22 protein-coding genes and 5 tRNA genes are annotated in these 22,019 nt (G+C 65.9%); 16 read left to right on the top strand and 11 right to left on the bottom strand.

From position 1 onward, the window contains the following. The first annotated feature begins 1 nt into the window (after position 1). The 6 genes from AWB66_RS11870 (at position 2) to AWB66_RS11845 (ending at position 1,189) form a co-directional block, all read left to right on the top strand. Positions 2–78: transfer RNA gene (locus AWB66_RS11870), tRNA-Asp, on the top strand. Positions 79–152: 74 nt separating this feature from the next. Further along, a tRNA-Glu gene (locus tag AWB66_RS11865) sits at positions 153–228 on the top strand. Positions 229–235: 7 nt separating this feature from the next. Further along, a tRNA-Asp gene (locus tag AWB66_RS11860) sits at positions 236–312 on the top strand. A 74-nt stretch (positions 313–386) separates the two neighbouring features. Beyond that, positions 387–462 (top strand) — tRNA-Glu (locus AWB66_RS11855). A gap of 7 nt (positions 463–469) precedes the next feature. Next, positions 470–546: transfer RNA gene (locus AWB66_RS11850), tRNA-Asp, on the top strand. A gap of 178 nt (positions 547–724) precedes the next feature. Then, positions 725–1,189: a GNAT family N-acetyltransferase gene (locus AWB66_RS11845; protein WP_087630483.1), complete on the top strand. Its 465-nt coding sequence runs from the start codon at positions 725–727 to the stop codon at positions 1,187–1,189. A 30-nt stretch (positions 1,190–1,219) separates the two neighbouring features. Here the strand turns inward: AWB66_RS11845 and AWB66_RS11840 are convergent, their stop codons facing one another. Then, positions 1,220–2,050 carry an AraC family transcriptional regulator gene (locus tag AWB66_RS11840; RefSeq protein ID WP_087630482.1) on the bottom strand — a complete coding sequence of 277 codons (831 nt, stop codon included), beginning with the start codon at positions 2,048–2,050 and terminating at the stop codon, positions 1,220–1,222. Positions 2,051–2,164: 114 nt separating this feature from the next. Here AWB66_RS11840 and AWB66_RS11835 point away from each other — a divergent pair, with 114 nt between their 5' ends. Then, entirely contained in the window at positions 2,165–2,578 is a 414-nt protein-coding gene (locus tag AWB66_RS11835; protein WP_087630481.1) for a gamma-glutamylcyclotransferase family protein, read from the top strand. 52 nt (positions 2,579–2,630) lie between these two features. Here the strand turns inward: AWB66_RS11835 and aceB are convergent, their stop codons facing one another. Beyond that, positions 2,631–4,223 carry a malate synthase A gene (gene aceB, locus AWB66_RS11830; protein ID WP_087630480.1) on the bottom strand — a complete coding sequence of 531 codons (1,593 nt, stop codon included), beginning with the start codon at positions 4,221–4,223 and terminating at the stop codon, positions 2,631–2,633. Positions 4,224–4,292: 69 nt separating this feature from the next. Next, a complete protein-coding gene (locus tag AWB66_RS11825; RefSeq protein WP_087630479.1) occupies positions 4,293–5,075 on the bottom strand; it encodes a haloacid dehalogenase type II in 783 nt (260 codons plus the stop codon). A gap of 137 nt (positions 5,076–5,212) precedes the next feature. Here AWB66_RS11825 and AWB66_RS11820 point away from each other — a divergent pair, with 137 nt between their 5' ends. Together AWB66_RS11820 and AWB66_RS11815 are read left to right on the top strand one after the other, a co-directional pair. Further along, a complete protein-coding gene (locus AWB66_RS11820; RefSeq protein WP_087630478.1) occupies positions 5,213–6,115 on the top strand; it encodes a LysR family transcriptional regulator in 903 nt (300 codons plus the stop codon). A 70-nt stretch (positions 6,116–6,185) separates the two neighbouring features. After that, positions 6,186–6,620, top strand: coding sequence for a universal stress protein (locus AWB66_RS11815; RefSeq protein WP_087630477.1), 435 nt, complete (start codon positions 6,186–6,188; stop codon positions 6,618–6,620). A gap of 147 nt (positions 6,621–6,767) precedes the next feature. Here AWB66_RS11815 and aceA read toward each other — a convergent pair whose 3' ends face one another. The 3 genes from aceA to AWB66_RS11800 all read right to left on the bottom strand — a co-directional run bounded on the left by aceA (position 6,768) and on the right by AWB66_RS11800 (position 10,807). Further along, the gene (aceA, locus tag AWB66_RS11810) at positions 6,768–8,072 is read right to left on the bottom strand and encodes an isocitrate lyase (RefSeq protein ID WP_087630476.1); all 1,305 of its coding nucleotides are present in this window, start codon (positions 8,070–8,072) and stop codon (positions 6,768–6,770) included. A 411-nt stretch (positions 8,073–8,483) separates the two neighbouring features. Further along, positions 8,484–10,094 carry a DEAD/DEAH box helicase gene (locus AWB66_RS11805; RefSeq protein ID WP_087630475.1) on the bottom strand — a complete coding sequence of 537 codons (1,611 nt, stop codon included), beginning with the start codon at positions 10,092–10,094 and terminating at the stop codon, positions 8,484–8,486. 443 nt (positions 10,095–10,537) lie between these two features. Next, positions 10,538–10,807 carry an acyl-CoA-binding protein gene (locus AWB66_RS11800; RefSeq protein WP_087630500.1) on the bottom strand — a complete coding sequence of 90 codons (270 nt, stop codon included), beginning with the start codon at positions 10,805–10,807 and terminating at the stop codon, positions 10,538–10,540. A gap of 161 nt (positions 10,808–10,968) precedes the next feature. On the opposite strand from AWB66_RS11800, the gene tsaB reads away from it, so the two are divergent. The 4 genes from tsaB to AWB66_RS11780 are packed head-to-tail and all read left to right on the top strand — an operon-like array spanning position 10,969 to position 14,219. Beyond that, entirely contained in the window at positions 10,969–11,784 is an 816-nt protein-coding gene (tsaB, locus tag AWB66_RS11795) for a tRNA (adenosine(37)-N6)-threonylcarbamoyltransferase complex dimerization subunit type 1 TsaB (RefSeq protein ID WP_087630474.1), read from the top strand. Beyond that, positions 11,781–12,275, top strand: coding sequence for a ribosomal protein S18-alanine N-acetyltransferase (gene rimI / locus AWB66_RS11790; RefSeq protein WP_087630473.1), 495 nt, complete (start codon positions 11,781–11,783; stop codon positions 12,273–12,275). Before tsaB ends, rimI begins: the two co-directional genes overlap by 4 nt. Next, positions 12,262–13,233, top strand: a complete 972-nt coding sequence (locus AWB66_RS11785) for a uracil-DNA glycosylase (protein ID WP_087630472.1) — start codon at positions 12,262–12,264, stop codon at positions 13,231–13,233. The genes rimI and AWB66_RS11785 overlap by 14 nt, the downstream gene beginning before the upstream one ends. Then, the gene (locus AWB66_RS11780; protein WP_087630471.1) at positions 13,233–14,219 is read left to right on the top strand and encodes a DUF1853 family protein; all 987 of its coding nucleotides are present in this window, start codon (positions 13,233–13,235) and stop codon (positions 14,217–14,219) included. Before AWB66_RS11785 ends, AWB66_RS11780 begins: the two co-directional genes overlap by 1 nt. Here AWB66_RS11780 and thiD read toward each other — a convergent pair. The 4 genes from thiD to lplT are packed head-to-tail and all read right to left on the bottom strand — an operon-like array spanning position 14,206 to position 17,830. Continuing rightward, a complete protein-coding gene (gene thiD / locus AWB66_RS11775) occupies positions 14,206–15,012 on the bottom strand; it encodes a bifunctional hydroxymethylpyrimidine kinase/phosphomethylpyrimidine kinase (RefSeq protein ID WP_087630470.1) in 807 nt (268 codons plus the stop codon). The genes AWB66_RS11780 and thiD overlap by 14 nt on opposite strands. Positions 15,013–15,026: 14 nt before the next feature. Then, positions 15,027–15,674, bottom strand: coding sequence for a thiamine phosphate synthase (gene thiE / locus AWB66_RS11770; RefSeq protein ID WP_087630469.1), 648 nt, complete (start codon positions 15,672–15,674; stop codon positions 15,027–15,029). Between the two features lies 1 nt (position 15,675). Continuing rightward, positions 15,676–16,488: a hydroxyethylthiazole kinase gene (gene thiM, locus AWB66_RS11765; protein WP_087630468.1), complete on the bottom strand. Its 813-nt coding sequence runs from the start codon at positions 16,486–16,488 to the stop codon at positions 15,676–15,678. A gap of 34 nt (positions 16,489–16,522) precedes the next feature. Next, positions 16,523–17,830, bottom strand: a complete 1,308-nt coding sequence (gene lplT / locus AWB66_RS11760) for a lysophospholipid transporter LplT (RefSeq protein ID WP_087630467.1) — start codon at positions 17,828–17,830, stop codon at positions 16,523–16,525. A 254-nt stretch (positions 17,831–18,084) separates the two neighbouring features. Between lplT and alr the strand changes: the two genes are divergently transcribed. The 3 genes from alr to AWB66_RS11745 all read left to right on the top strand — a co-directional run bounded on the left by alr (position 18,085) and on the right by AWB66_RS11745 (position 20,980). Beyond that, positions 18,085–19,155, top strand: coding sequence for an alanine racemase (gene alr, locus AWB66_RS11755; protein WP_087630466.1), 1,071 nt, complete (start codon positions 18,085–18,087; stop codon positions 19,153–19,155). 54 nt (positions 19,156–19,209) lie between these two features. Continuing rightward, positions 19,210–20,592 (top strand): DNA repair protein RadA, encoded by a 1,383-nt coding sequence (gene radA, locus AWB66_RS11750; RefSeq protein ID WP_087630499.1) that lies wholly within the window; start codon positions 19,210–19,212, stop codon positions 20,590–20,592. A gap of 157 nt (positions 20,593–20,749) precedes the next feature. Next, positions 20,750–20,980: a DUF2866 domain-containing protein gene (locus tag AWB66_RS11745; RefSeq protein ID WP_087630465.1), complete on the top strand. Its 231-nt coding sequence runs from the start codon at positions 20,750–20,752 to the stop codon at positions 20,978–20,980. On the opposite strand, the gene AWB66_RS11740 is transcribed toward AWB66_RS11745, so the two are convergent. Beyond that, positions 20,977–22,002 (bottom strand): CaiB/BaiF CoA transferase family protein, encoded by a 1,026-nt coding sequence (locus AWB66_RS11740; RefSeq protein WP_087630464.1) that lies wholly within the window; start codon positions 22,000–22,002, stop codon positions 20,977–20,979. The genes AWB66_RS11745 and AWB66_RS11740 overlap by 4 nt on opposite strands. Positions 22,003–22,019: the final 17 nt, after the last annotated feature.

Genomic DNA, 22,019 nt, shown 5'->3' with positions numbered 1-22,019 from the left:
TGGAGCGGTAGTTCAGTTGGTTAGAATACCGGCCTGTCACGCCGGGGGTCGCGGGTTCGAGTCCCGTCCGCTCCGCCAACAAGCCTCGTGTGTAGGAGAGAATCCGGCTGATGAGCCGGTTTTTTTTCGCCGCAGGCGATACGAGTTTTCCTGTCCCCTTCGTCTAGAGGCCTAGGACATCACCCTTTCACGGTGAGTACAGGGGTTCGAATCCCCTAGGGGACGCCAGTCTGCTGGAGCGGTAGTTCAGTTGGTTAGAATACCGGCCTGTCACGCCGGGGGTCGCGGGTTCGAGTCCCGTCCGCTCCGCCAACAAGCCTCGTGTGTAGGAGAGAATCCGGCTGATGAGCCGGTTTTTTTTCGCCGCAGGCGATACGAGTTTTCCTGTCCCCTTCGTCTAGAGGCCTAGGACATCACCCTTTCACGGTGAGTACAGGGGTTCGAATCCCCTAGGGGACGCCAGTCTGCTGGAGCGGTAGTTCAGTTGGTTAGAATACCGGCCTGTCACGCCGGGGGTCGCGGGTTCGAGTCCCGTCCGCTCCGCCAGCAAGTCATCAAAGAAATCCAGCCATGCGCTGGATTTTTTTTCGCCCGTCGATTCCATCGCTTTTGGGTCCGTCTCACGCCCGGTATTACGAAAGCCGATTTTCGTGAAACTCGCCATTGCCACGCCCGGCGCTCTGACTTAGTGTTGAAGTCTTTCCCCGTGCCCTTGGCCCGCGCGATGCTCGATCCCACAGAAGATCTGCCGCTGTATCGATTGCGCCAGGCGACGATGGACGATTTCCCCTTCGCCGAATCGCTCACGCACAAGAACATGGACGGCTATTACCGTCGGCACAATCTCGTTTGGCGCGGCGATCTCTTTCTGTGCAGCTGGCGCGACTCGGAGAATTTCGTGCTGGAAGTGGATGGCGCACCCGTAGGCGTGATGCGCGTCACCGAGGAAAACGATTCGCTGCATATCCGCGATGTGCAGATCGCGGAAGGTTGGCGCGGGCAGGGCGCCGGGACCTTCCTGCTCGATACCGCGCATCGCTGGGCGCGTGCCCGCGGTCTCGCCGAATGTCAGTTGCGCGTGTTCGTCGATAACCCGGCGGCGCGGCTCTATATCCGCATGGGCTATCGGCCGGCGGGTTCGCGCTTGGCCCAGCTCGGCGCGATCCGGCACATGGCGCGGCGCGTATGACCGGCCGCGCGCTGCGTCGGCCCCGAACGTTCACGCGGTATCGCTGCTCGCGGTTTTCTCCACCACACCCCGCCCGTCGCGGACGAAGAACGCGCGCGGACTCTCACCGAACGCCCGTCTGAACATCGCGGAAAACGCGCTCTGGCTCTGATAGCCGAGTTCGCGCGCCACCTGCGCGAGCGGGCGTCCCGCGCTCAGCAGCGGAATCGCGCGCGCGAGCACGGCTTGCTGGCGCCATTGCGAAAAGCTCACGCCGAGTTCCCGCCGGAAAAGCCGCGCGATCGTGCGCGTGCTCGCGCCCGCTTCGGCCGCCCACGCTTCGAGCGAATCGACGCGGCCGGGGTCGGCGAGCACCGCTTCGCAGAGCGCGCGCAGGCGTTTCTCGTCGGGCATCGGCACGGAAAGCGGCAGCGGTTCCGAGCGCGTGATTTCGTCGAGTGCGAGCGTGCCGAGCAGACGCTCGCGATGCTGCGTCACGCCGCGATCGTCGAGCGCGGCGATCACTTCGCGCAACAGCGGCGACACTTCCACGACGCGGCACGCGTCGAGTCCCGGCGGCACGACGCTCGCATCGAGATAGAGCGTGCGCAGATAGGCATCCTCGACGATCACGACTTCGTGCGTCACGTTCGGCGGCACCCAGATCGCGCGCGAGGGCGGCACCATCCAGGTCGAATCGATCGTGGCGACGCGTAGCACGCCGCGCGTCGCGTAGGCAAGCTGCGCCCACGCATGCGTGTGCAGCGCGATGCGCACGCCCGCCGCCACCGGGCGCGCCCGCACGCAGACCGGACGCGCGTGGGTCGGTGAATGTTCGACGGGAATGTCGAGGTCTTCGACGGTTTCGGCGGGCGTGCTCATTCGATGGACGATGTCTGACAGCAAACTTCGATGGTAATTTGATTCGACGCAACACGCCGACACGCTTGGCATAATGCGCGAAGAAAAACCCAGCAAGAACGGAGCGTTCGACCGATGCAACACGTATTCATCTACGGCACCTTGCGCGCCGGCGAGATCAACGACATCAACCGCGCGGCGGAGCGGCACGGCATCGCGAAGCCGCAGCAGATCGGCATCGCGCACGTGCACGGGCGGCTCTTCGACTTCGGCCGTTATCCGGGCCTCGTGCTCGATCCCGAAGGCGAGCCGGTTCGCGGCGACGTCTACCGTATCGACGACGCGCTCGTGCCCGTGCTCGACGAGATCGAAGAGGTGTATCCGGGCGTCGAGGGCCTGTTTCGATCCCACCGGCTGCATGTGATGGTGGATATCGAAGGCACGGAACAGCACGTCGATTGCCTGCTGTATCCAGTGGCCGCGCATTCGGTCGACGGACTGCCGCGCATCGAAGGCGGCGACTGGGTCGAGCATCGCGCGCGCAAATGAAAAAGCCGCTCCGGATGAGGGAGCGGCTTCAACGCCCAAGCTTAAGACAAACTCAGATTTCCTCGTAGAGCGGCAGCGTCAGAAACTCGGTGAAGTTCTCCGACGTCGACATCTGTTCGAAGATCTTCGCCGCGCGCTCGTAAGGCTTCGTGTCCCCGCCGACGGCGAGCTTCACCTTCTCCAGTTCGTCGATGGTGATCTCGCGCACCATCGCGGCGGTGACTTGGCGACCGTCGTCGAGCTTGCCCTTCGGCGAGCGAATCCACTGCCACACCTGCGAGCGCGAGATTTCCGCGGTCGCCGCGTCTTCCATCAGGTTGTGAATCGGCACGCAGCCGTTGCCCGCGAGCCACGAGCCGAGATAGTGGATGCCGACATTGACGTTGTTGCGCACGCCCGCTTCGGTAATCGGCGCTTCCGGGCGGAAGTCGAGCAGGTCCTTCGCCGTCACCTGGACGTCGGTGCGTTGCTTGCCAATCTGGTTCGGCTGGTCGCCGAGCACCTTCACGAACTCTTCCATCGCGATCGGCACGAGGCCCGGATGCGCGACCCAGCCGCCGTCGTAACCGTCGCCGGCATCGCGCGCCTTGTCCGAGCGCACGCCGCCCATCGCCTTTTCATTCGCCGCCGGATCGTTCTTGATCGGGATCAGGGCGCTCATGCCGCCGATCGCCGGTGCGTTGCGCTTGTGGCACGTCTTCAGCAATTCGAGCGCGTAGGCGCGCATGAACGGCACGGTCATCGTGATCTTCGCGCGGTCGGCGAGACAGAAGTCCGGATCGCTCTTGAACTTCTTGATCGCCGAGAAAATGTAGTCCCAGCGGCCGGCGTTCAGCCCCGCGCTGTGTTCGCGCAGTTCATACAGGATTTCTTCCATCTCGAACGCGGCGAGAATCGTTTCGACGAGCACCGTCGCGCGAATCGAGCCGCGCGGCACGCCGACCGCTTCCTGCGCTGCCACGAAAATCTCGTTCCACAGACGCGCTTCCAGATGGCTCTCCAGCTTCGGCAGATAGAAGAACGGACCGGCGCCGCGCGCAAGCTGCTCGCGCGCGTTGTGGAAAAGGAAGAGCGCGAAATCGAAGATGCCGCCCGAGACGCGCTGACCGTCGACGGTCACGTGCTTTTCGTCGAGATGCCAGCCGCGCGGACGCACGATCAGCGTCGCGACCTTATCGTTCAGCCTGTACGACTTGCCGTTCTGTTCGAGCGAGATCGTGCCGCGCACGGCTTCCTTCAGGTTGATCTGGCCGGTGATCTGGTTGTGCCAGTTCGGCGCGTTCGAGTCCTCGAAGTCGGTCATGTACGCGTCCGCGCCCGAGTTGAGCGCGTTGATGATCATCTTGCGCTCGACCGGCCCCGTGATTTCCACGCGACGGCATTCAAGCGCCCGCGGCAGCGGCGCGATGGTCCAGTCGCCTTCGCGGATCGATTTCGTGTCCGCCAGGAAATCGGGACGCTCGCCGGCGTCCAGGCGTTTCGTGCGTTCGACGCGCGCCGCGAGCAATTGCTGGCGGCGCGGCTCGAACTGCCGGTGCAGTTGGGCGACGAGTTCGAGCGCTTCGCGTGTGAGGATCGCGTCGAAGCCGGGCTGCATGTCGGCGGTGATTGCCATGCCCTGCGGCAGATTCAGCGAGTGGGCCATGTGGTTTTCTCCTTGGTCGGTCAGACGGTTTTGCGTGATGCAATCAAGCGCGTTGAAGATCGGTGACGCTCAGGTGCCGGGGCCCTGGCGCATCCGTGTCGGGCGTTTCGCGGGGGTGGGGGAATCCTGTTGCCGGCAGCCGCCCTCGATGAAGTCGACGAGGTCGCTCATGCCGCGGCCGGTGCCGCGCGGCGCGACGCCGAGTTCCTCGGCGGGAAGGCCCGCGCGGTTGATCCAGAAGGTCGTGTAGCCGAACCACGAGGCGCCCGCGACGTCCCAGCCGTTCGACGAGACGAACACCAGTTCGCGCGCGGCGCAGCCGAACGCCTGCGTGCCGAGCGCGTACGACGCCGGCGCGGGCTTGTAGGCGCGCACGGCGTCGACGGAAAGGACGTGGTCGAAAAGGCCCGTCATGCCGGCGCTTTTCACGGCGATGTCGAGCATCTGCGGATTGCCGTTCGAGAGGATCGCAAGTTCGCAGCGCGTGCGCTCGCGCAGCGCCCTCAACGCGCCGACGACGTCCGGAAACGCGGAAAGACACGCGTATTCGTCCATCAGCCGTTTTTCGGCGGTGCTCGACAGCGCATCGGCGAGATTCAGGCGCGCGGCCGCAAAGCGCAGCGCGTCGAGTGTGATCGCCCAGAACGGCTCGTAGCGGCTGCCCGAGGGATCGGCGAGCGTGCGCAACTGCGTGTATTCGATCTGCTTCTGGCGCCACAACTGCGAGAGCGCGTCGCCGTGGCCGGGGAACAGCTGCTCGGCGGCAGCGACGACCGAATGCACGTCGAAAAGCGTGCCGTAGGCGTCGAAAATCACTGCGCGGGGAGGGGAATGTGTCGTTATGGCCGACATAGCCGTGCGCTCCGTGTAGAGGTCGAGAGGGATTCTATTCGTGATCAACTTGCATAAAAAGTCGCTGAGGATCACTTGATCTTTTACTTTTTCGCACCTAATCTCTTCGCGTTGGCGTTGAAACAGGAACACCGCGCATGGATCGCTTCAAGCAAATCGAGACGTTCGCGGCCGTGGCGGCGAAGGGCAGTTTGTCGGCGGCGGCGCAGACCGAAGGCGTCGCGCCCGCCGTGATCGGCCGGCGGCTCGATGCGCTGGAGGAGCGGCTCGGCGTGAAACTGCTGGTGCGCACGACACGCCGGCTCACGCTGACGTTCGAAGGCTCGGCGTTCCTCGAAGACTGTCTGCGCGTCATCAACGACATGCAGAACGCCGAGGCGAGCGTGTCGGCCGGCGGCGTGAAGGCGAGCGGGCATCTGCGCGTGTCGGCGCCGGCCGGATTCGGGCGGCGCCACGTCGCGGCGCTGGTGCCGGAATTCACGACGCGGCACCCCGACGTTTCGATTTCGCTCGATCTCACCGACCGCATGGTCGATCTCGTCAACGAAGGGTTCGATTGCGCGGTGCGGCTTGGCGAACTGCCGGATTCGTCGCTCGTGTCGCTCAAGCTCGGCGAGAACCGGCGCGTGTGCGTCGCGTCGCCCCTCTATTTGCAACGCCGCGGCAAGCCCGCCGATCTCGCTTCGCTTGCGGGTCACAATTGCCTCGCACTCGGCGCATCGGCGAATCAGCAGCGCGGCTGGATGTTCCAGCACGACGGCAAGGTCGTGACGATCAAGGTCTCCGGCACGATGGAATGTTCCGATGGCGCCGTGCTTCACGACTGGTGTCTTGCGGGATACGGGCTCGCGTGGCGCTCGTGGTGGGAAGTCGGCGATGACATCGCGGCCGGGCGACTCGTCACCGTGCTCGACGATTTCACCGCGCCGCCGATCGGCATCCATGCGGTCTTTCCGCAACGCCGTCATTTGCCGCTGCGCGTGCGGCTCTTTCTCGATCTGCTCAAGCATACTTACAGCGCTCCGGGGTATTGGGGCTGAATTACTGGAACGAGCGAGCACCGGTAGTTACTACAATGAAAGAGCGCAACGACGTTCCAAGGAGGACGCCATGTTCAAGCACATCCTGGTTCCGACCGACGGCTCCGAGCTGTCTCAAAAAGCAATCGATGGCGCGATCGACCTGGCGCAATCCGTCGGCGCGCGCATCACGGCCTACGCGTGCCTGCCGCAGTATCCGTACTCGCCGTTCGCGGACGTCGCCGTCGAACCGCCCGACGACTTCCACGCCCGCGCCGAGCGCGAGGCGCGCGAGCATCTGCACGCGGTCGAACGCGCGGCGCAAGAGGCGGGCGTCCCCTGCGACAGCGTGACGAGCATCGACTCCGCGCCGTACATCGGCATCATCGAGGCGGCCGAGTCGGGCGGGTGCGACGTCATCCTGATGGCGTCGCACGGACGCCGCGGGCTCGGCAGCCTCCTCATCGGCAGCGAGACGCAACGTGTGCTCACCCACACGAAGATTCCGGTGATCGTGTATCGCTAGAACCGGCAACGCCCAAAACAAAGGGCGCAGTCCGGGAAACGAACCCCGGGCGGCGCGCTTTGTTTTGGGCGGCTCGCGCCGTCCGGCTAAAAAAACCGGACGGCGCTGCCGCACTATTCACGGCCCTCCCTGATTACGCCTTCCTGATCACGCGACCTTCTTGTCGAAGAACTGCTCGTCTTCGGTCGAGCCGTGCAGGGCGGTCGTCGACGCGTCGCGCTCGACCGTCTGCGTCACGGCGTCGAAGTAGCCCGTGCCCACTTCGCGCTGATGCTTGACCGCGGTGAAACCCTTCTCGGCGGCCGCGAACTCGGCCTGCTGCATCTCGACGAACGCCGTCATCTGGTTGCGGGCATAGCCGTGCGCCAGATTGAACATCGAGTAGTTGAGCGCGTGGAAGCCGGCCAGCGTGATGAACTGGAACTTGTAGCCCATCGCGCCCAGCTCGCGCTGGAACTTGGCGATCGTCGCGTCGTCGAGATTCTTCTTCCAGTTGAACGACGGCGAGCAGTTGTACGACAGCATCTGATCCGGGAACTCCTTGTGGATCGCGTCCGCGAATTTCTTCGCGAATTCCAGGTCCGGCTTGCCGGTTTCGCACCAGATCATGTCGGCGTAGGGTGCGTAGGCGAGACCGCGCGAGATCGCCTGCTCCAGACCCGGACGCGTGCGGTAGAAGCCTTCGACCGTGCGCTCGCCGGTCAGGAACGGCTTGTCGTTCTCGTCGATGTCGGACGTCACGAGATCGGCCGCTTCCGCGTCGGTGCGGGCGAGGAGGACTGTCGGCGTGCCGCAGACGTCGGCGGCGAGGCGCGCGGCGGTCAGCTTCGCGATGTTCTCGCGTGTCGGCACGAGCACCTTGCCGCCCATGTGGCCGCACTTCTTGACCGACGCCAACTGATCTTCGAAGTGAACGCCGGCCGCGCCCGCTTCGATCATCGCCTTCATCAGTTCGAAAGCGTTCAGCACGCCGCCGAAGCCGGCTTCCGCGTCGGCCACGATCGGGGCGAAATAGTCGATGTAGCCTTCGTCGCCGGGATTCTTGCCTTCGGACCACTGGATCTGGTCGGCGCGCGTGAGCGTGTTGTTGATGCGCTTCACGACCAGCGGCACCGAGTTCGCCGGATACAGCGACTGGTCCGGATACATTTCGCCCGCGACGTTGGCATCGCCCGCGACTTGCCAGCCCGACAGATAGATCGCCTTGAGGCCGGCCTTGACCTGCTGCATCGCCTGATTGCCGGTCAGCGCGCCGAGCGAGTTGACGAACGGCTCGTTGTTCACTGATTCCCAGAGCTTTTCGGCGCCGCGCTTGGCGAGCGTGTGCTCGACTTGCAGCGAACCACGCAGACGCACGACGTCTTCAGCCGTATAGGTGCGCTTGATACCTTTCCAGCGCGGGTCGGTTTCCCATTGTTGTTGGAGTTGCTGTGCTTGTTGTTGACGTGACATTGCGTTTCTCCTTGAAGTCCTGAACGACGAATGGTGTTGAACTATCCCGAGCGACTTGAGCGCGATGCCGCGATTCGGATTCGGCGGCGTTTCGTTTGCTCAACTCTTATATAAGAGTCTAGGCAAAGTCGGTCTTGGGAAATAGTCCCGTCGAGGGCTTTTCGGGAGAAATATTGTTGATTATATTCAGTGTGTTATGAGATAAATTCCACGATGAGAAACGACGTTTTCTATCTTGCAACGCGGTTCGTTGTGCCGCGCAGCACAGACTTTTGCGACGCAAAAAGCCTTTCCGTATCGTGAAATATGGGGCGTGGACGAAAAAAAACCGATGCACGAGGCATCGGTTTTTTCAGTGGCTCCCGTTGGAAGGCGATCCAGCGTGCCTTCCGGAGTCAGCGAGCGTGCAGCTTAGCTGCCGCGGCGCGGAGCGCGCGGGCCGTCGCTGCGGCGTGCGCTGTAGCCGTCGCGCGAACCGCTGCCGAAGCCGCTGCCGCCGTCACGCGAACCGCCGCGATAGCCGCCGTCGCTGTTGCCGCCGCGATAACCGCCGTCGCGCGAACCGGCGCCTGCCGACTTGTTGCCCCAGCCGCCCGGCTTGCCCGCGCCGCCAGTGCCAGCGCCTGCGCCGCTGCCGCTACCGTAGCGACGGCCGCCCGTCGAACCGCCGCCCGGACGGCCGCGTCCGCCGGCAAAACCGCCACGGCCGCCGCTCGGGGCCGACTTGCGCGGCTCGAAACCGGCGATGACGTTGACCGGCAGCGGTGCGCGCACGAAGCGCTCGATGCGCTTCAGCGCCCCTTGCTCGGCGTGATGCACGAGGCTCACCGCGATGCCGCTGCGGCCCGCGCGGCCGGTACGGCCGATGCGGTGCACGTAGTCTTCGGCGAACTTCGGCAGGTCGTAGTTGAAGACGTGCGTGATGCCCGGAATGTCGATGCCGCGCGCCGCGACGTCGGTCGCGACCAGCACGCGCACACGGCGCTCGCGCAGTGCGCGGATCGTGCGGTTACGCGCGCCTTGCGGCAGGTCGCCGTGCAACGCGGCCGATTCGAAGCCGGCGTCGGCCAAGCGGATCGCGAGTTGGTCGGCGTCGTTCTTGGTCGCCGTGAAGACGATGGCCTGATCGAGGTCGGCGTCGCGCAGCAGATGGTCGAGCAGACGATCCTTGTGATCGCGGTCGTCGACGAAATGCACGGTCTGCGCGATGTTCTTCGCTTCGAGCTTCTGAACGATCTCGATGCGCTCCGGGTCCTTCAGCAGACGCCCGGTCAGCGAGCCGATCTTGCCGTCGATGGTTGCCGAGAACAGCAGCGTCTGGCGCGAAGCCGGCGTAGCGGCGACGATCGTTTCGATGTCGTCGATAAAGCCCATGTCGAGCATGCGATCGGCTTCGTCGAGAACGAGCATGTTCAGGCTCGACAGGTCGATACGGCCGCGTTCCAGGTGATCGAGCAGACGGCCCGGCGTGGCGACGAGGATTTCAGGGTTCTTCGCGAGCAGCATCAACTGCTGGCCGTAGGCCACGCCGCCGAGAATGCTGACGGTGCGCAGACGGCGCAGGTGCTTGCCATACGTGGTCGCGGCGGCCGTGACCTGCATCGCGAGTTCGCGCGTCGGCGTGAGCACGAGCAGGCTCGGGCGCGCGACGGGTTGCTGGCGGCGCTGCGGGCGAGCGTTCGGGTCACGCGGTTCGCGCGGCTGCGATGCGGTCAGCTTTTCGAGCTGCGAGAAGCGCTCGATGGCGGGCAGCATGAACGCCGCGGTCTTGCCCGAACCGGTCGGGCTGGAAACGAGGAGGTCGCGTCCGGCGAGCGCTGCGGGAATCGCGCGCTGCTGCACGGGCGTCGGGACCTGATAGCCGGCGGCCGTCAGGGCGGAAACGATGTCGGCGGAAAGGCCGAGCGATTCGAAGCTCGGGCCGGCGGGCTGTGCCGGCTGCGTGGGTTCGGCGACGATATCGGTGCCGAGTGCTTGTGCTGCAATAGTGTCCAACGGGCTTTGGGTCATGCTCGAAGTCATGTCGATCCTTGAAACGGGAAATGAGGCGTCGGCGCCAATCGGCATACCCAAGTCGTCGGATTCAGCGAGCAAAGAAGCAGCGAGCAAATCGAAAAACGGGGGCAACTCGCGGCAATGAAGGCGAGCTTTTTTCGTTAGAAGCTGTATCGGATACGGCAGGCCCGGGGGGCGCTGTCGTCAGCCTGGTGCATGACGGGCCGAAAGTGGCCTAGCAAGGAGGGGACAGTTTCTAAACTGGATTGGAGCAAAACGCTACGAGACGCTGCGCTGCGAACTGGCGGGAATTCGGTAAAGGTCCGAACCGCGCGGGCCACAGTGAAGCGCAGACGACAGTATATAGAAATTTGTTGCACTGCGCCAGATATTAAGACGAATCCGGCGAATGAACACAAAAGCAGAACGGGCGGGCGCGCGGTCGCATCGCGCCCGTACCCGTAAGCGCATTACGCCGATGCGCCGCTTTTCAGCGATTCGACGAGTTCCACATACTGCCGTTTGGCGTCGTCGGGCGGCGTGCCTTTCAGCGCGGACCACGCTTCGTATTTGTATTTGCCGGCGATGTCGGCGAAACCCGGCTTGTCGCCCGTTACGTCGCCCGCGCTCGCCTGCTTGAAGAGCGCGTAGAGGCGCAGGAGCGTCAGATTGCCGGGCCGCTCGGACAATTGCGTGACGTCCGTCTGCACTTGCGCGAATTGTGCGTCGATGTCGCTCATCGTTCCTCCGTTTTTGAGGCGAACGATCATAACAAGCCGCTGCGTCGCGGCTCTGGAGGGTTTATTCCAGTCGATCGGGCGCGACGTCCGCGTTTTGCCGCCTCGACGCCGCCCGGCGACGCCGCGTTTTTCATGTGACGTCCCGCATTACAATGTCGCCTATGACACGCACCGTTCTGCTCGCCCTCGATACTTCGACCGAATTCTGCTCGGTCGCCTTGCTGCTCGCCGATGCCGCGCCGCAATCAGGCGCCGTCGCGGCGCACTACACCGACGCGTCGACGCAGGTGTGGATTCGTCACGAAGCGACCGGCGCGGTGTCGAGCACGCGTTTGTTGCCCGCCATTCGCGAACTCTTCGACGACGCGCGCCTCGCGCTCTCCGATTGCGACGCAATCGCGTTCGGCGCCGGTCCCGGCTCGTTCACGGGATTGCGCACCGCGACGGGCGCGGCGCAAGGGCTCGCTTTCGGGCTCGGCGTGCCGGTCGTGCCGGTCGGCACGCTGCTCGCGTGCGCGGAGTCTGCGCGCATGAGAGATCCGGCGGGCTCGCGCGTGCTGGCGGTCCTCGATGCCCGGATGGACGAAGTCTATTGGGCCGATTTCTCTTTCGACGCCGACACCGGCGACTGGCAAACGATCCGCGGCGCGTCGCTAGATGCGCCCGGCGCGCTCGTTCTGCCCGATGCGCCGTTCACGCTCGCGGGCAATGCCGCCGTCGCATTCGGCGAGCGGCTGCCGGCGTTGGCGGCGGCACGGCGCGTCGATCGCGAAGCGCTGCCGCATGCGCTGCCGGTGGCGCTCGCCGGCCTGCGCGCGTTGCGCGCGGGGCGCACCGTGCCGCCGGATCAGGCCGCGCCGGAATACGTGCGCGACAAGGTCGCGCAGACCACCGCCGAGCGCCTCGAAGCGCGCGCGGCCAAGGACGCGAAGGACTTGCAGGGAACGTCGGCGACCCGTGAGGAGCCGGTGCGGTGAGCGGGGTGCTGCTCGCCGACCGCTATCTGTCGCCGATGACGGAGGTCGATCTCGACGAGGTCGCGGCCGTCGAAAAGCTCGCCTACGAATTCCCGTGGAGCCGCGGCAATTTCCAGGATTCGCTGCGTAATGGCTATTTTGGCGTGTGCATGCGCCATGTCACGGGGACGCTCATCGGCTATTGCGTGCTGATGCCGGTCGTCGACGAGATGCATTTGCTCAATCTCTGCGTTGCGCCCGCCGCGCAGCATTCGGGCGTGGGGCTCGCGCTCCTGCGCGAAGCGGTGCGCATCGCGCGCGCGGAAAAGCTCGAGGGCATCCTGCTGGAAGTGCGGCCGTCGAATCCGCGCGCGATCCAGCTTTACGAGCGCTTCGGCTTCACGGCCATCGGGCGCCGCAAGAACTACTATCCCGCGCGGCACCGCTCGCGCGAGGACGCAATCGTCATGCGTCTGACGTTTTCGAAGGAGGGCGCGCATGGCGCTGCATGAATCGATGCTGGAAGAGTTCGGGCTCGGGCCTGTCTGGGTAAGGCGGCGCGCGGGCGGTCGTTCATCCGATGCGCCCGTTGCCGCCGAAGCGGTTCTGCCGCGCGCTGAAAGCGCGGGCGCTGCCGAGGCGAAGACCGCCCGCGATGCACAGCGCCCCCAAACGCCGGCCGTCGATGCCGCGCCCGCGCCCGTGCGCGAACCGCCGCGCGCGGATTTCGCGGCCGAATCGCGCAACGAGGCGGAGCCGTTCGAGCCGCAGTCTTCGGACCGCCCGAGCGCCGCACACGACGCCGACGATCTCCCCTGGCTCGACGAAGCCCCCGCGCCAGCCGACGCGTACGCCGTCGTCGATGCACCCGCCGACATCCACACGCTCGACTGGGACACGCTCGCCGCGCGCGTCGCGAACTGCGAGCGCTGCCGCCTGTGCGAGCGGCGCACGAACACTGTATTCGGCGTCGGCGACCGCGAAGCCGACTGGATGCTGATCGGCGAGGCGCCCGGCGAAAACGAGGACAAGCTCGGCGAACCCTTCGTCGGCCAGGCGGGGCGGCTCCTCGACAGCATGCTGCGCGCCGTCGCCCTTTCGCGGGAATCGAACGTGTATATCGCGAACGTGATCAAGTGCCGGCCGCCCGGCAACCGCAATCCGGAACTCGACGAAGTCGCGCGTTGTGAGCCGTATCTGCAAAGACAGGTCGCGCTCGTCAAGCCGAAGGTGATCGTCGCGCTCGGCCGCTTCGCCGCGCAGAGCCTGCTCAAGACCGAAGCGAGCATCGCGTCGCTGCGGGGCCGCGTGCACCGCTACGAGGGCGTCCCGGTGATCGTCACCTATCACCCGGCGTATCTGCTGCGCAGCCTGCCCGACAAGGCGAAGGCGTGGGCCGATCTGTGTCTCGCGAGGGAAACCTATCGAGCGTCGCTCGACGCGTCTGGAGTCGTCCCGGGCGGTCAGTGATGGCGGACTCCGGGCGCCCCGCCGATCACGCGGTCCATCGTCTCGTCGATCGATACGGCGACGTCACCGTCCGCGATCTCGCGTGGCTGCTGTTCGCGCCCGACCTGCTGCGCGCGAGCCACGCGGGCGCGCCGCTTGCCGATCCGTTCGAAACGCCCGCCGAGCGCGACGCGACGCTCGCCTGGCTCGACGGCCTCGATCGCGATCCGCATCCGCTGCACGCGCGCTCGCGCAATCCGAAGCTGACGCGGCTGGGTTTCTACGCCGAAAGCCTGCTCGAATTTTTCCTGACGCACGGCCCGGCGGCCCGGCTCATCGCGGCGAACGTGCCGTTGAGGAAGCACCGCCGCACGATCGGCGAATGCGACTTTCTGTTGCAGAGCGCGTCGGGCGCGCGCCTGCACTGGGAAATGGCGGTGAAGTTCTACCTGCACATCGGCGACGGATCGGGCAATGCCGCGCGCTTGTCGGACTATGTGGGCCCGAACCTGCAGGACCGTTTCGACCTGAAACACGCGCGGCTCATCACGCACCAGCTCGCGCTGAGTTCGCGAGAGGAGTTCGCTTCGCTCGGCTTCGGGAGTGCGTGGACGGCGCAGTTGTACATCAAGGGGCGACTCTTCTATCACGGCGCGGGCGTGACGCCCGCGCCCGAACTCGGCGACGATCATCTGCGCGGTTGGTGGCTCACCGTCTCGGAGTGGAGCGCTGCACACGGAACGGCGGCGTCCGGTGAAGACCAAGCCTGGGTCGTGCAGCCGCGCCTCGCGTGGCTGGCTTCGCGCAGGCTCGCCGCGGCCGACGCCGGCGCGCTGCTCGCCGATGCCGCCGCGATCCACGAACGCCTGCGAAGCGCCGTCTCCCCGACGATGGTCGCGTCCTACGCGCGCGACGCCGACGGCGGATGGAGCGAGCGCTCGCGCGGCTTCATCGTTCCGGACGACTGGCCCGAACGCGCGCGAACCTACGCGCTCACCACCATCTGAAGAAGTGATGCACCGGCCCGACGCCGTGCCCGACGTCGAGCCGCGCGCTGTGTTCGATCGCGCCTGTTAGATAGCGCTTGGCGTCGGCGGTGGCGGTGGCGAGGCTGTCGGTTTGCGGGATCAGCGCGGCAATCGCCGACGAGAGCGTGCAGCCGGTCCCGTGCGTGTTCTTCAGCGGCACGCGCGCGCCGCCCAGCCGCACCGCGCCGGCCGGTTCGACGAGCCAGTCGGGACTGTCGGCGGAAGCGAGATGGCCGCCTTTCATCAGCACCGCGCGCGCGCCGTGCGCGAGGAGCGCTTCGCCCTGGCGGACCATCGCGTCCTCATCGGAGGCGGCGGACGTGCCGAGGAGCGCCGCCGCCTCCGGCAGGTTCGGCGTGACGAGCGTCGCGAGCGGCAGCAGTTCGTCGCGCAGCGCAGCGACCGCTTCCGGCGCGAGCAGCGCGTGATGGCTCTTCGAGATCATCACGGTATCGAGCACGACGTGTTCCGGCCGATGCCGCCGCAGTGCATCCGCGACCGCGCGCACGATGTCGGCGTTCGCGAGCATGCCGATCTTCACGGCGTCGATGCGGATGTCGTCGAACACGGCGTCAAGCTGGGCGGTGACGAACGCCGCGTCGGGCGTGTGGATCGCGGTGACGCCGCGCGTGTTCTGCGCGGTGAGCGCGGTGATCACGCTCGCGCCGTACGCGCCGAGCGCCGAAAACGCCTTCAGGTCGGCCTGGATGCCCGCGCCGCCGCCCGAATCGGAGCCGGCGATCGTGAGGACGTTGGGGATGCGTTGTGTCATGGCTTGGCGTTCGGTTACGGTTGGGCGCGCGACATCGTCTCGCGCAGACGGGCGGCGGCCTCGCGCGCATTGGGCGCCTTGCAGATCGCGGACACCACCGCGAGGCCCGCGGGCTTTGCGCGCATGACGTCGGCGGCGTTGTGCAGCTGGATGCCGCCGATCGCGACCGTCGGATAGCGCGCATGCGCGCACAGTTCGGCGAGACCGTCGATGCCGCAGGGCGCCGACGCGTCGGTCTTGGTGGACGTCGCGAAAACGGGGCCGGCGCCGAGATAGTCGATCGTGTCGCCGAGCGCGTTCGCTTCGTCGACCTCGCGCATCCGTGACACCGACAGCCCGATCAACGCATCCGGCCCGAGCAGCTCGCGGGCGACGTGCGCGGGCAGATCGCGCTGGCCGACGTGCACGCCGTCGGCACCGGCGGCGAGCGCGATATCGAGATGATCGTCGATGATGAGCGGCACGCGGGCCGCGCGCGTCAACGGCAGCAGATCGCGGGCGAGCGCGAGCCACGCGCGCTTGTGCCATTCGGGCGCGCGCAGTTGCACGACGGTCGCGCCGCCTGCGAGCGCCGCGCGCGCGACATCGAGCGACGCCGCGTGCCCGCCGCACTGCACCGGATCGAGCACGAGATAGACGGAAAGATCGAAAGCGGGGCGCATGTCAGGCGGCGGCAATGTCGCGCGCGACGAGCGTCGCGGCGAACGCGTCGGCGTCGAGCGAGGCGAGCCGGTCCAGATAGGCGACGGCGAAGCTGCCGGGCAACGCCGCGTTGCGCGCGGCGAGTTCGCCCGCGACGGTCGAATACGCGACGGCCGCGACGGTGGCGATCCAGTGCTCAGCGGGTCCGTTCGCCGTGCCGATGAACGCCGCGACCGTCGCCGACAGCGCGCAGCCGACGCCCGTCACGCGCGTCATCAGCGGCGAGCCGTTCGAGAGCGCGATGGTCCGGCGGCCGTCCGTGATGTAGTCGGTGGCGCCCGTCACGGCGACCGTCGCCTGCGTTTTGAGCGCGAGGATCTGCGCGGCGTCGAGCGCGGCGTCGGTGGCGGCGGTGCTGTCGACGCCGCGTCCGCTTGCCGTGCCGCCCGACAGACTGATGATCTCCGACGCGTTCCCGCGAATCACCGCCGGCTTCGAATCGAGCAGATCGAGCGCGAATTCCGTGCGAAACGCGAGCGGTCCGACCGCGACCGGATCGAGCACCCACGGCTTGCCGGCGGCGTTGGCGGCATCGACGGCGACGCGGATCGCCTTCGACTGCGGCGCGTCGAGCGTGCCGAGGTTCACCGAGAGCGCGTTCGCGATGGCCGCGAACTCGCCGGCTTCCTCGCGCGCGACGACCATCGCGGGCGCGGCGCCGATCGCGAGCAAGACGTTCGCAGTGAAGTTGGTGACGACGAGATTCGTCAGGCAGTGGACGAGCGGTGCGTGCTCACGCACGCGCGTCGCGAACGAATAAAGGTCGGCGTGCATGGTCGGCTAAAAGAGGGACGTGATACCGCGCAGATCAGTGCCGCGCCTCGCCGATCAGCGCCACGGAATCGAACGCGCGCTGATTCGCCTGATGCCGGCGCATCACGAAATACATCATCAGGCAGACGAAGGAGCCGAACAGCACGATCACGAACTGGATCGGCACGTCGAGCCAGACGAGCACGGCGTAGAGGCACAGCATCACGAGGACGGACAGGTTCTCGTTGAAGTTCTGCACGGCGATCGAGTGGCCGGCGGAGAGCAGTACGTGCCCGCGATGCTGAAGCAGCGCGTTCATCGGCACGACGAAAAAGCCCGACAGCCCGCCGACGATCATCAGGAACAGGTACGCGATCAGCAGGTAGCCCGGCATCCGCATTTCGCCGATCTGCATGCCCCAGCCGGCCGGGAAGAGATCGCGGGTGTAGAAGGCCATCAGCATCACGGCGATGCCCATCATGATGCCGACCGGCAGCACCGACAGCGAGCGCTTGAGCGGCACGCGCGCCGCCGCGAGCACCGCGCCGACCGCGACGCCGACTGCGATCACCGCCTGCAGGATCGCCGCCTGCGACAGCGACATCCCGAGCGACACTTCCGCCCATTTCAGCACGATGAACTGGAGCGTCGCGCCCGCGCCCCAGAAGAGCGTCGTGACCGCGAGTGAAATCTGGCCGAGCTTGTCGCGCCAGAGGGTGAGAAAGCAGTCGGCGAAATCGGTGATGAGCTTGACGGGCCGCGTTTCCTGCTTCGGATAGCGCGCGCCGGTCTCGGGAATGCGCAGGTTGAACATCGCGGCCACGATGTACATCACCACGATCACGATCATCGCGGCCTCGGCGGGTGTTTGAATGCGCGGAATGTTCAGGCTGAGCAGATGCCCGGCGATGTGCGGACTGATGAGCGCGCCGCCCATCACGGTGCCGAGGATGATCGAGCCGACCGTCGTGCCTTCGATCCACCCGTTCGCCGCGACGAGGCGGTCGGGCGGCAGCAGTTCGGTGAGAATGCCGTATTTCGCGGGCGAGTACGCGGCGGCGCCGAATCCGACGATGCCGTAGGCGAAGAGCGGATGCGCGCCGAACAGCATCGTGAGACAGCCGACGACCTTGATGGTGTTGGTGACGAACATCACCTGGCCTTTGGGCCGGGAATCCGCGAAGGCGCCGACGAACGCGGCAAGAACGACATAGGACAGGACGAAGAACAGCTTGAGCAGCGGCGTCATCCAGTTCGGGGCGTGAAGATCTTTCAGCAGTGCAATAGCAGCGATCAGAAGGGCATTGTCGGCCAGCGAAGAGAAAAACTGCGCGGCCATGATGGTGTAAAAACCTTTTTTCATCTGATCCGAAGCTTTCCTCACTGCGGGTGATCCGCCCCGGTCGCCGGGGGTGCACTCGGGCTTATTCCGTTCGAAATGGGTTGTGTGCACGGCTTTATAACACGAAAATAGGCGCATTCTGACTAGCAGTAATCTCGATTCGGTGTTGCAAAACACACGACCGTGCTGCGAGTCCTTCATAAGATACTGATTCGCAAGGCGTCTTGAACCGTCGATTCGCCTCGCGCTCCAACAGCGTTTTAACCCGAACTCTCATGCCGCGCCCCCTTTCCGCCACGATCCATACCGCCGCACTCGCCAACAACCTCGCCGTCGCGCGCAAGTACGCGCCGAAATCCAAGATCTGGGCTGTCGTCAAGGCCAATGCCTATGGCCACGGCTTGTCGCGGGCGTTCCCCGGATTGCGCGCAACCGACGGCTTCGGACTACTCGACCTCGAAGAAGCCGTGAAGTTGCGCGAACTGGGCTGGGCGGGCCCGATTCTTTTGCTGGAAGGCTTTTTCCGGCCGACCGACATCGACGTGATCGACCGCTACAGCCTGACGACCGCCGTCCATTGCGACGAGCAGTTGCGCATGCTCGAAATGGCGCGCCTCTCGAAACCGGTCAACATCCAGTTGAAGATGAATAGCGGCATGAACCGCCTGGGCTACGTGCCGGAGCGGTTTCGCGCCGCGTGGGAGCGGGCGCGCGCGTGCCAGGGCGTCGGCCAGATCACGCTCATGACCCATTTTTCCGACGCCGACAGCGAACGCGGCATCGCCTACCAGCTCGAAGCGTTCGAGCGCGGCGCGGAGGGCATCGCGGGCGCGCGCAGCCTCGCCAATTCGGCCGCGACGCTCTGGCATCCCGCCGCGCACTTCGACTGGGTGCGCCCGGGCATCATCCTGTACGGCGCGTCGCCGTCGGGCGTGACGGCCGATATCGCCGACACCGGCCTGCGCCCGGCGATGACGCTCAATTCCGAACTGATCGCCGTGCAGTCGGTCGATCCGGGCCACACCATCGGCTACGGCTCGACCTACAAGGTCGGCAAGCAGATGAAGATCGGCGTGGTCGCGTGCGGCTATGCGGACGGCTATCCGCGCATCGCGCCGGAAGGCACGCCCGTGGTCGTCGACGGGATTCGCACGAAGATCGTCGGGCGCGTGTCGATGGACATGCTCACCGTCGACCTGACGCCGTGCCCGACGGCGGGCGTCGGCACGCGCGTGGAACTGTGGGGAACCCACTTGCCGATCGACGACGTCGCGCAGGCGTGCGGCACGATCGGCTACGAGCTGATGTGCGCGATCGCGCAACGCGTGCCGGTGCGCGCGGAATAATTCAGACGATTTGCAGAAAATAACGAGAAAAATCAGGACCGAAGCGTGGCGAAAGTGGCGAAGGCGAAGACGCTGTACATCTGTAGCGAATGCGGCGGACAGGCGCCGAAATGGCAGGGCCAATGCCCCGCGTGCGGCGCGTGGAACACGCTAGTGGAGTCGGTGGCGGAAACGCCGTCCGCGCACCGTTTCCAGGCGCTCGCGAAAAGCTCGCCCGTCAGACGGCTCTCCGAGATCGAAGCGTCCGACGTGCCGCGCTTCACGACCGGCATCGGCGAATTCGACCGCGTGCTCGGCGGCGGGCTGGTGGCGGGCGGCGTGGTGCTGATCGGCGGCGATCCGGGCATCGGCAAATCGACGCTCTTGTTGCAGTCGCTGGCGGAAATCGCCCGCGAGCGTCCCGCGCTCTACATCAGCGGCGAGGAATCCGGCGCGCAGATCGCGTTGCGTGCTCAGCGGCTCGGGCTGCTCGGGAGCGCCGAGTCGGCGGCGCCCGATCTTCAGCTGCTCGCCGAAATCCAGCTCGAAAAAATCCAGGCGACGATCGACGCCGAACGGCCCGAAGTCGCCGTCATCGATTCGATCCAGACCGTCTATTCCGAAGCGCTGACCTCCGCGCCCGGCTCGGTCGCGCAGGTGCGCGAGTGCGCGGCGCAACTCACGCGCATCGCCAAGCAGACGGGCACCGCGATCATCATGGTCGGCCACGTGACGAAGGAGGGCAACCTCGCGGGGCCGCGCGTGCTGGAACATATCGTCGATACGGTGCTGTATTTCGAAGGCGACACGCATTCGTCGTTTCGCCTCGTGCGCGCGTTCAAGAACCGCTTCGGCGCGGTGAACGAACTCGGCGTCTTCGCGATGACCGAGCGCGGCCTGCGCGGCGTCGCGAATCCGTCGGCACTTTTTCTCTCGCAGCACGCGCAAAGCGTGCCGGGTTCGTGCGTGCTCGTGACACAGGAAGGCTCGCGGCCGTTGCTCGTCGAAGTGCAGGCGCTGGTCGATACCGCGCATGTCCCCAATCCGCGGCGGCTCGCGGTCGGGCTGGAGCAGAACCGGCTTGCGCTGTTGCTCGCGGTGCTGCATCGCCATGCGGGCATCGCGTGCTTCGATCAGGACGTGTTTCTGAACGCGGTGGGCGGCGTGAAGATCACCGAGCCCGCCGCCGATCTGGCCGTGTTGCTCGCGATCCAGTCGTCGATGCGCAACAAGCCGCTGCCGAAAGGGCTGATCGTGTTCGGCGAAGTGGGGCTGGCGGGCGAGATCCGGCCGTCGCCGCGCGGGCAGGATCGTCTGAAGGAAGCGGCGAAGCTCGGCTTTTCGATCGCGCTGATACCCAAGGCCAACGCGCCGAAGCAGCCGATCGACGGGCTGGAGGTGATCGCGGTGGACCGCATCGAGGAAGCGATCGACCGCGTGCGCACGCTCGACAGCTGACGTTCCGTCCCTTCGTAATCTTGTGTAAAAGAAACGGACGCGGCTGTAACCCACGCGGCGCGTGATTTTCCTATGCTTGCACGGCTACACGAACGGCTGCAGTGCACGAGCAAAGGACCACGCCTTGAAACACTCAGATCACTCGATTTCCGCCCCGATGTTCCAGTTGCGCGGCTGCCGCGTTTCGGCGCCGATTCTGCAGCCGTGGGGCGGCGAATGCCGGATCGTCGAATGGATCGACGCCGAAGGGCAGATTTCGCGCCGCGTCGTGGCAGCGGACGTGACGGAAGACGAAGTCGTGGCGACGATCCGCCATCACGTGACCGGCCGCAAACACATGCTCATCGACGACGAGCGCATGCCGCGCCAGACCTTGCCGCGCCGTTAATGCTTCGCGAAAAGCGGATGCGCGGCTGCTTCGGCGGGCGTCAGCACCGGCGCCACGCAGCAGTTGAGCGGTTCGAGTAGCGCAATCCATTCGTCGCGCGTGCGCTCGCGGAAAATCGCCGCGAGCGACTGCGTGAGTTCGACGGCATCGGCGCCGCCTGTCGCCTGACCGAGGCTCCAGTGCTTCGCTGCCCATTCGGGCCGGCCGAGCGCACGGCACAGCGTTTCCCAGAACTTGAGTTCCAGCGCGCCGAGCGCGACGAACCGGTCGTCCTTCGTGCGATAGACGTTGTAGCAGGGCACGCCGCCGTTGAGCAGCCCGGCGCCCGCGCGCGTCGTCGCGTGCGCGTGGTTGTCCAGCGCGATATGCGCCATCACGTTGTGCGCATGGACTGCGTGCGTCATCGAGACATTCAGGCAGTGCCCGTCGCCGCCGCGCGCGACGTGCCATAGCGCCGCGAGAATCTGCGTGACGGCGGCGAGCGCGCCGCCCAGCAAATCCGCGATCTGGAAGTTCGGCACGATGGGTGTGCCGTCGTTCGACGCGAGTTGGTCGAGCACGCCCGCATACGCGATGTAGTTCAGGTCGTGGCCTGGTGTGTCGACGAAGGCGCCGTCCGCCCCGAAACCCGTGATCGCGCAATAGACGAGCTTCGGATTCGCTTCGCGCAGTACGTCGTAGCCGACGCCGAGCCGCGCCATTACCGAAGGGCGAAAACTCTCGACGAGCACGTCCGATTCTCGCGCAAGGCCGATCAGTTCCGCGCGGCCCGCCTCGGTCTTGAGATCGAGCGTGAGCGCGCGCTTGCCGCGATTGACCAGCCGATAGAATGCGCTCGGCGTGCCGGTGGCGCGGTCGGCGTCGCTTTGCAGCATCGTGCGGGCGTAGTCGCCTTCGCCGGGTGCTTCGATCTTCAGCACGTCGGCGCCGAGTTCCGCCAGCCGCAACGTGGCGACCGGGCCGGGCAACAGGCGCGTGAGGTCGAGCACGCGCAGGCCTTCGAGCAATGGTGTTTGCGACAAGACATGCCTCCGTGAGT

The organism is Caballeronia telluris, from assembly GCF_001544495.1.
In the GTDB taxonomy this organism is placed as follows: domain Bacteria; phylum Pseudomonadota; class Gammaproteobacteria; order Burkholderiales; family Burkholderiaceae; genus Caballeronia; species Caballeronia telluris.
This window is presented reverse-complemented; position numbering and strand designations above follow the sequence as displayed.

What these genes read in the sequence shown, in the direction of transcription:
- tsaB (WP_087630474.1), top strand. Translation starts at nt 10,969, where the DNA reads ATGACACGCACCGTTCTGCTCGCCCTCGATACTTCGACCGAATTCTGC.
- AWB66_RS11815 (WP_087630477.1), top strand. Translation starts at nt 6,186, where the DNA reads ATGTTCAAGCACATCCTGGTTCCGACCGACGGCTCCGAGCTGTCTCAA.
- AWB66_RS11845 (WP_087630483.1), top strand. Translation starts at nt 725, where the DNA reads ATGCTCGATCCCACAGAAGATCTGCCGCTGTATCGATTGCGCCAGGCG.
- AWB66_RS11835 (WP_087630481.1), top strand. Translation starts at nt 2,165, where the DNA reads ATGCAACACGTATTCATCTACGGCACCTTGCGCGCCGGCGAGATCAAC.
- aceB (WP_087630480.1), bottom strand. Translation starts at nt 4,223, where the DNA reads ATGGCCCACTCGCTGAATCTGCCGCAGGGCATGGCAATCACCGCCGAC.
- AWB66_RS11840 (WP_087630482.1), bottom strand. Translation starts at nt 2,050, where the DNA reads ATGAGCACGCCCGCCGAAACCGTCGAAGACCTCGACATTCCCGTCGAA.
- lplT (WP_087630467.1), bottom strand. Translation starts at nt 17,830, where the DNA reads ATGAAAAAAGGTTTTTACACCATCATGGCCGCGCAGTTTTTCTCTTCG.
- aceA (WP_087630476.1), bottom strand. Translation starts at nt 8,072, where the DNA reads ATGTCACGTCAACAACAAGCACAGCAACTCCAACAACAATGGGAAACC.
- AWB66_RS11805 (WP_087630475.1), bottom strand. Translation starts at nt 10,094, where the DNA reads ATGACTTCGAGCATGACCCAAAGCCCGTTGGACACTATTGCAGCACAA.
- alr (WP_087630466.1), top strand. Translation starts at nt 18,085, where the DNA reads ATGCCGCGCCCCCTTTCCGCCACGATCCATACCGCCGCACTCGCCAAC.
- AWB66_RS11800 (WP_087630500.1), bottom strand. Translation starts at nt 10,807, where the DNA reads ATGAGCGACATCGACGCACAATTCGCGCAAGTGCAGACGGACGTCACG.
- AWB66_RS11745 (WP_087630465.1), top strand. Translation starts at nt 20,750, where the DNA reads ATGTTCCAGTTGCGCGGCTGCCGCGTTTCGGCGCCGATTCTGCAGCCG.
- AWB66_RS11780 (WP_087630471.1), top strand. Translation starts at nt 13,233, where the DNA reads ATGGCGGACTCCGGGCGCCCCGCCGATCACGCGGTCCATCGTCTCGTC.
- thiM (WP_087630468.1), bottom strand. Translation starts at nt 16,488, where the DNA reads ATGCACGCCGACCTTTATTCGTTCGCGACGCGCGTGCGTGAGCACGCA.
- AWB66_RS11820 (WP_087630478.1), top strand. Translation starts at nt 5,213, where the DNA reads ATGGATCGCTTCAAGCAAATCGAGACGTTCGCGGCCGTGGCGGCGAAG.
- thiE (WP_087630469.1), bottom strand. Translation starts at nt 15,674, where the DNA reads ATGCGCCCCGCTTTCGATCTTTCCGTCTATCTCGTGCTCGATCCGGTG.
- AWB66_RS11785 (WP_087630472.1), top strand. Translation starts at nt 12,262, where the DNA reads ATGGCGCTGCATGAATCGATGCTGGAAGAGTTCGGGCTCGGGCCTGTC.
- thiD (WP_087630470.1), bottom strand. Translation starts at nt 15,012, where the DNA reads ATGACACAACGCATCCCCAACGTCCTCACGATCGCCGGCTCCGATTCG.
- AWB66_RS11825 (WP_087630479.1), bottom strand. Translation starts at nt 5,075, where the DNA reads ATGTCGGCCATAACGACACATTCCCCTCCCCGCGCAGTGATTTTCGAC.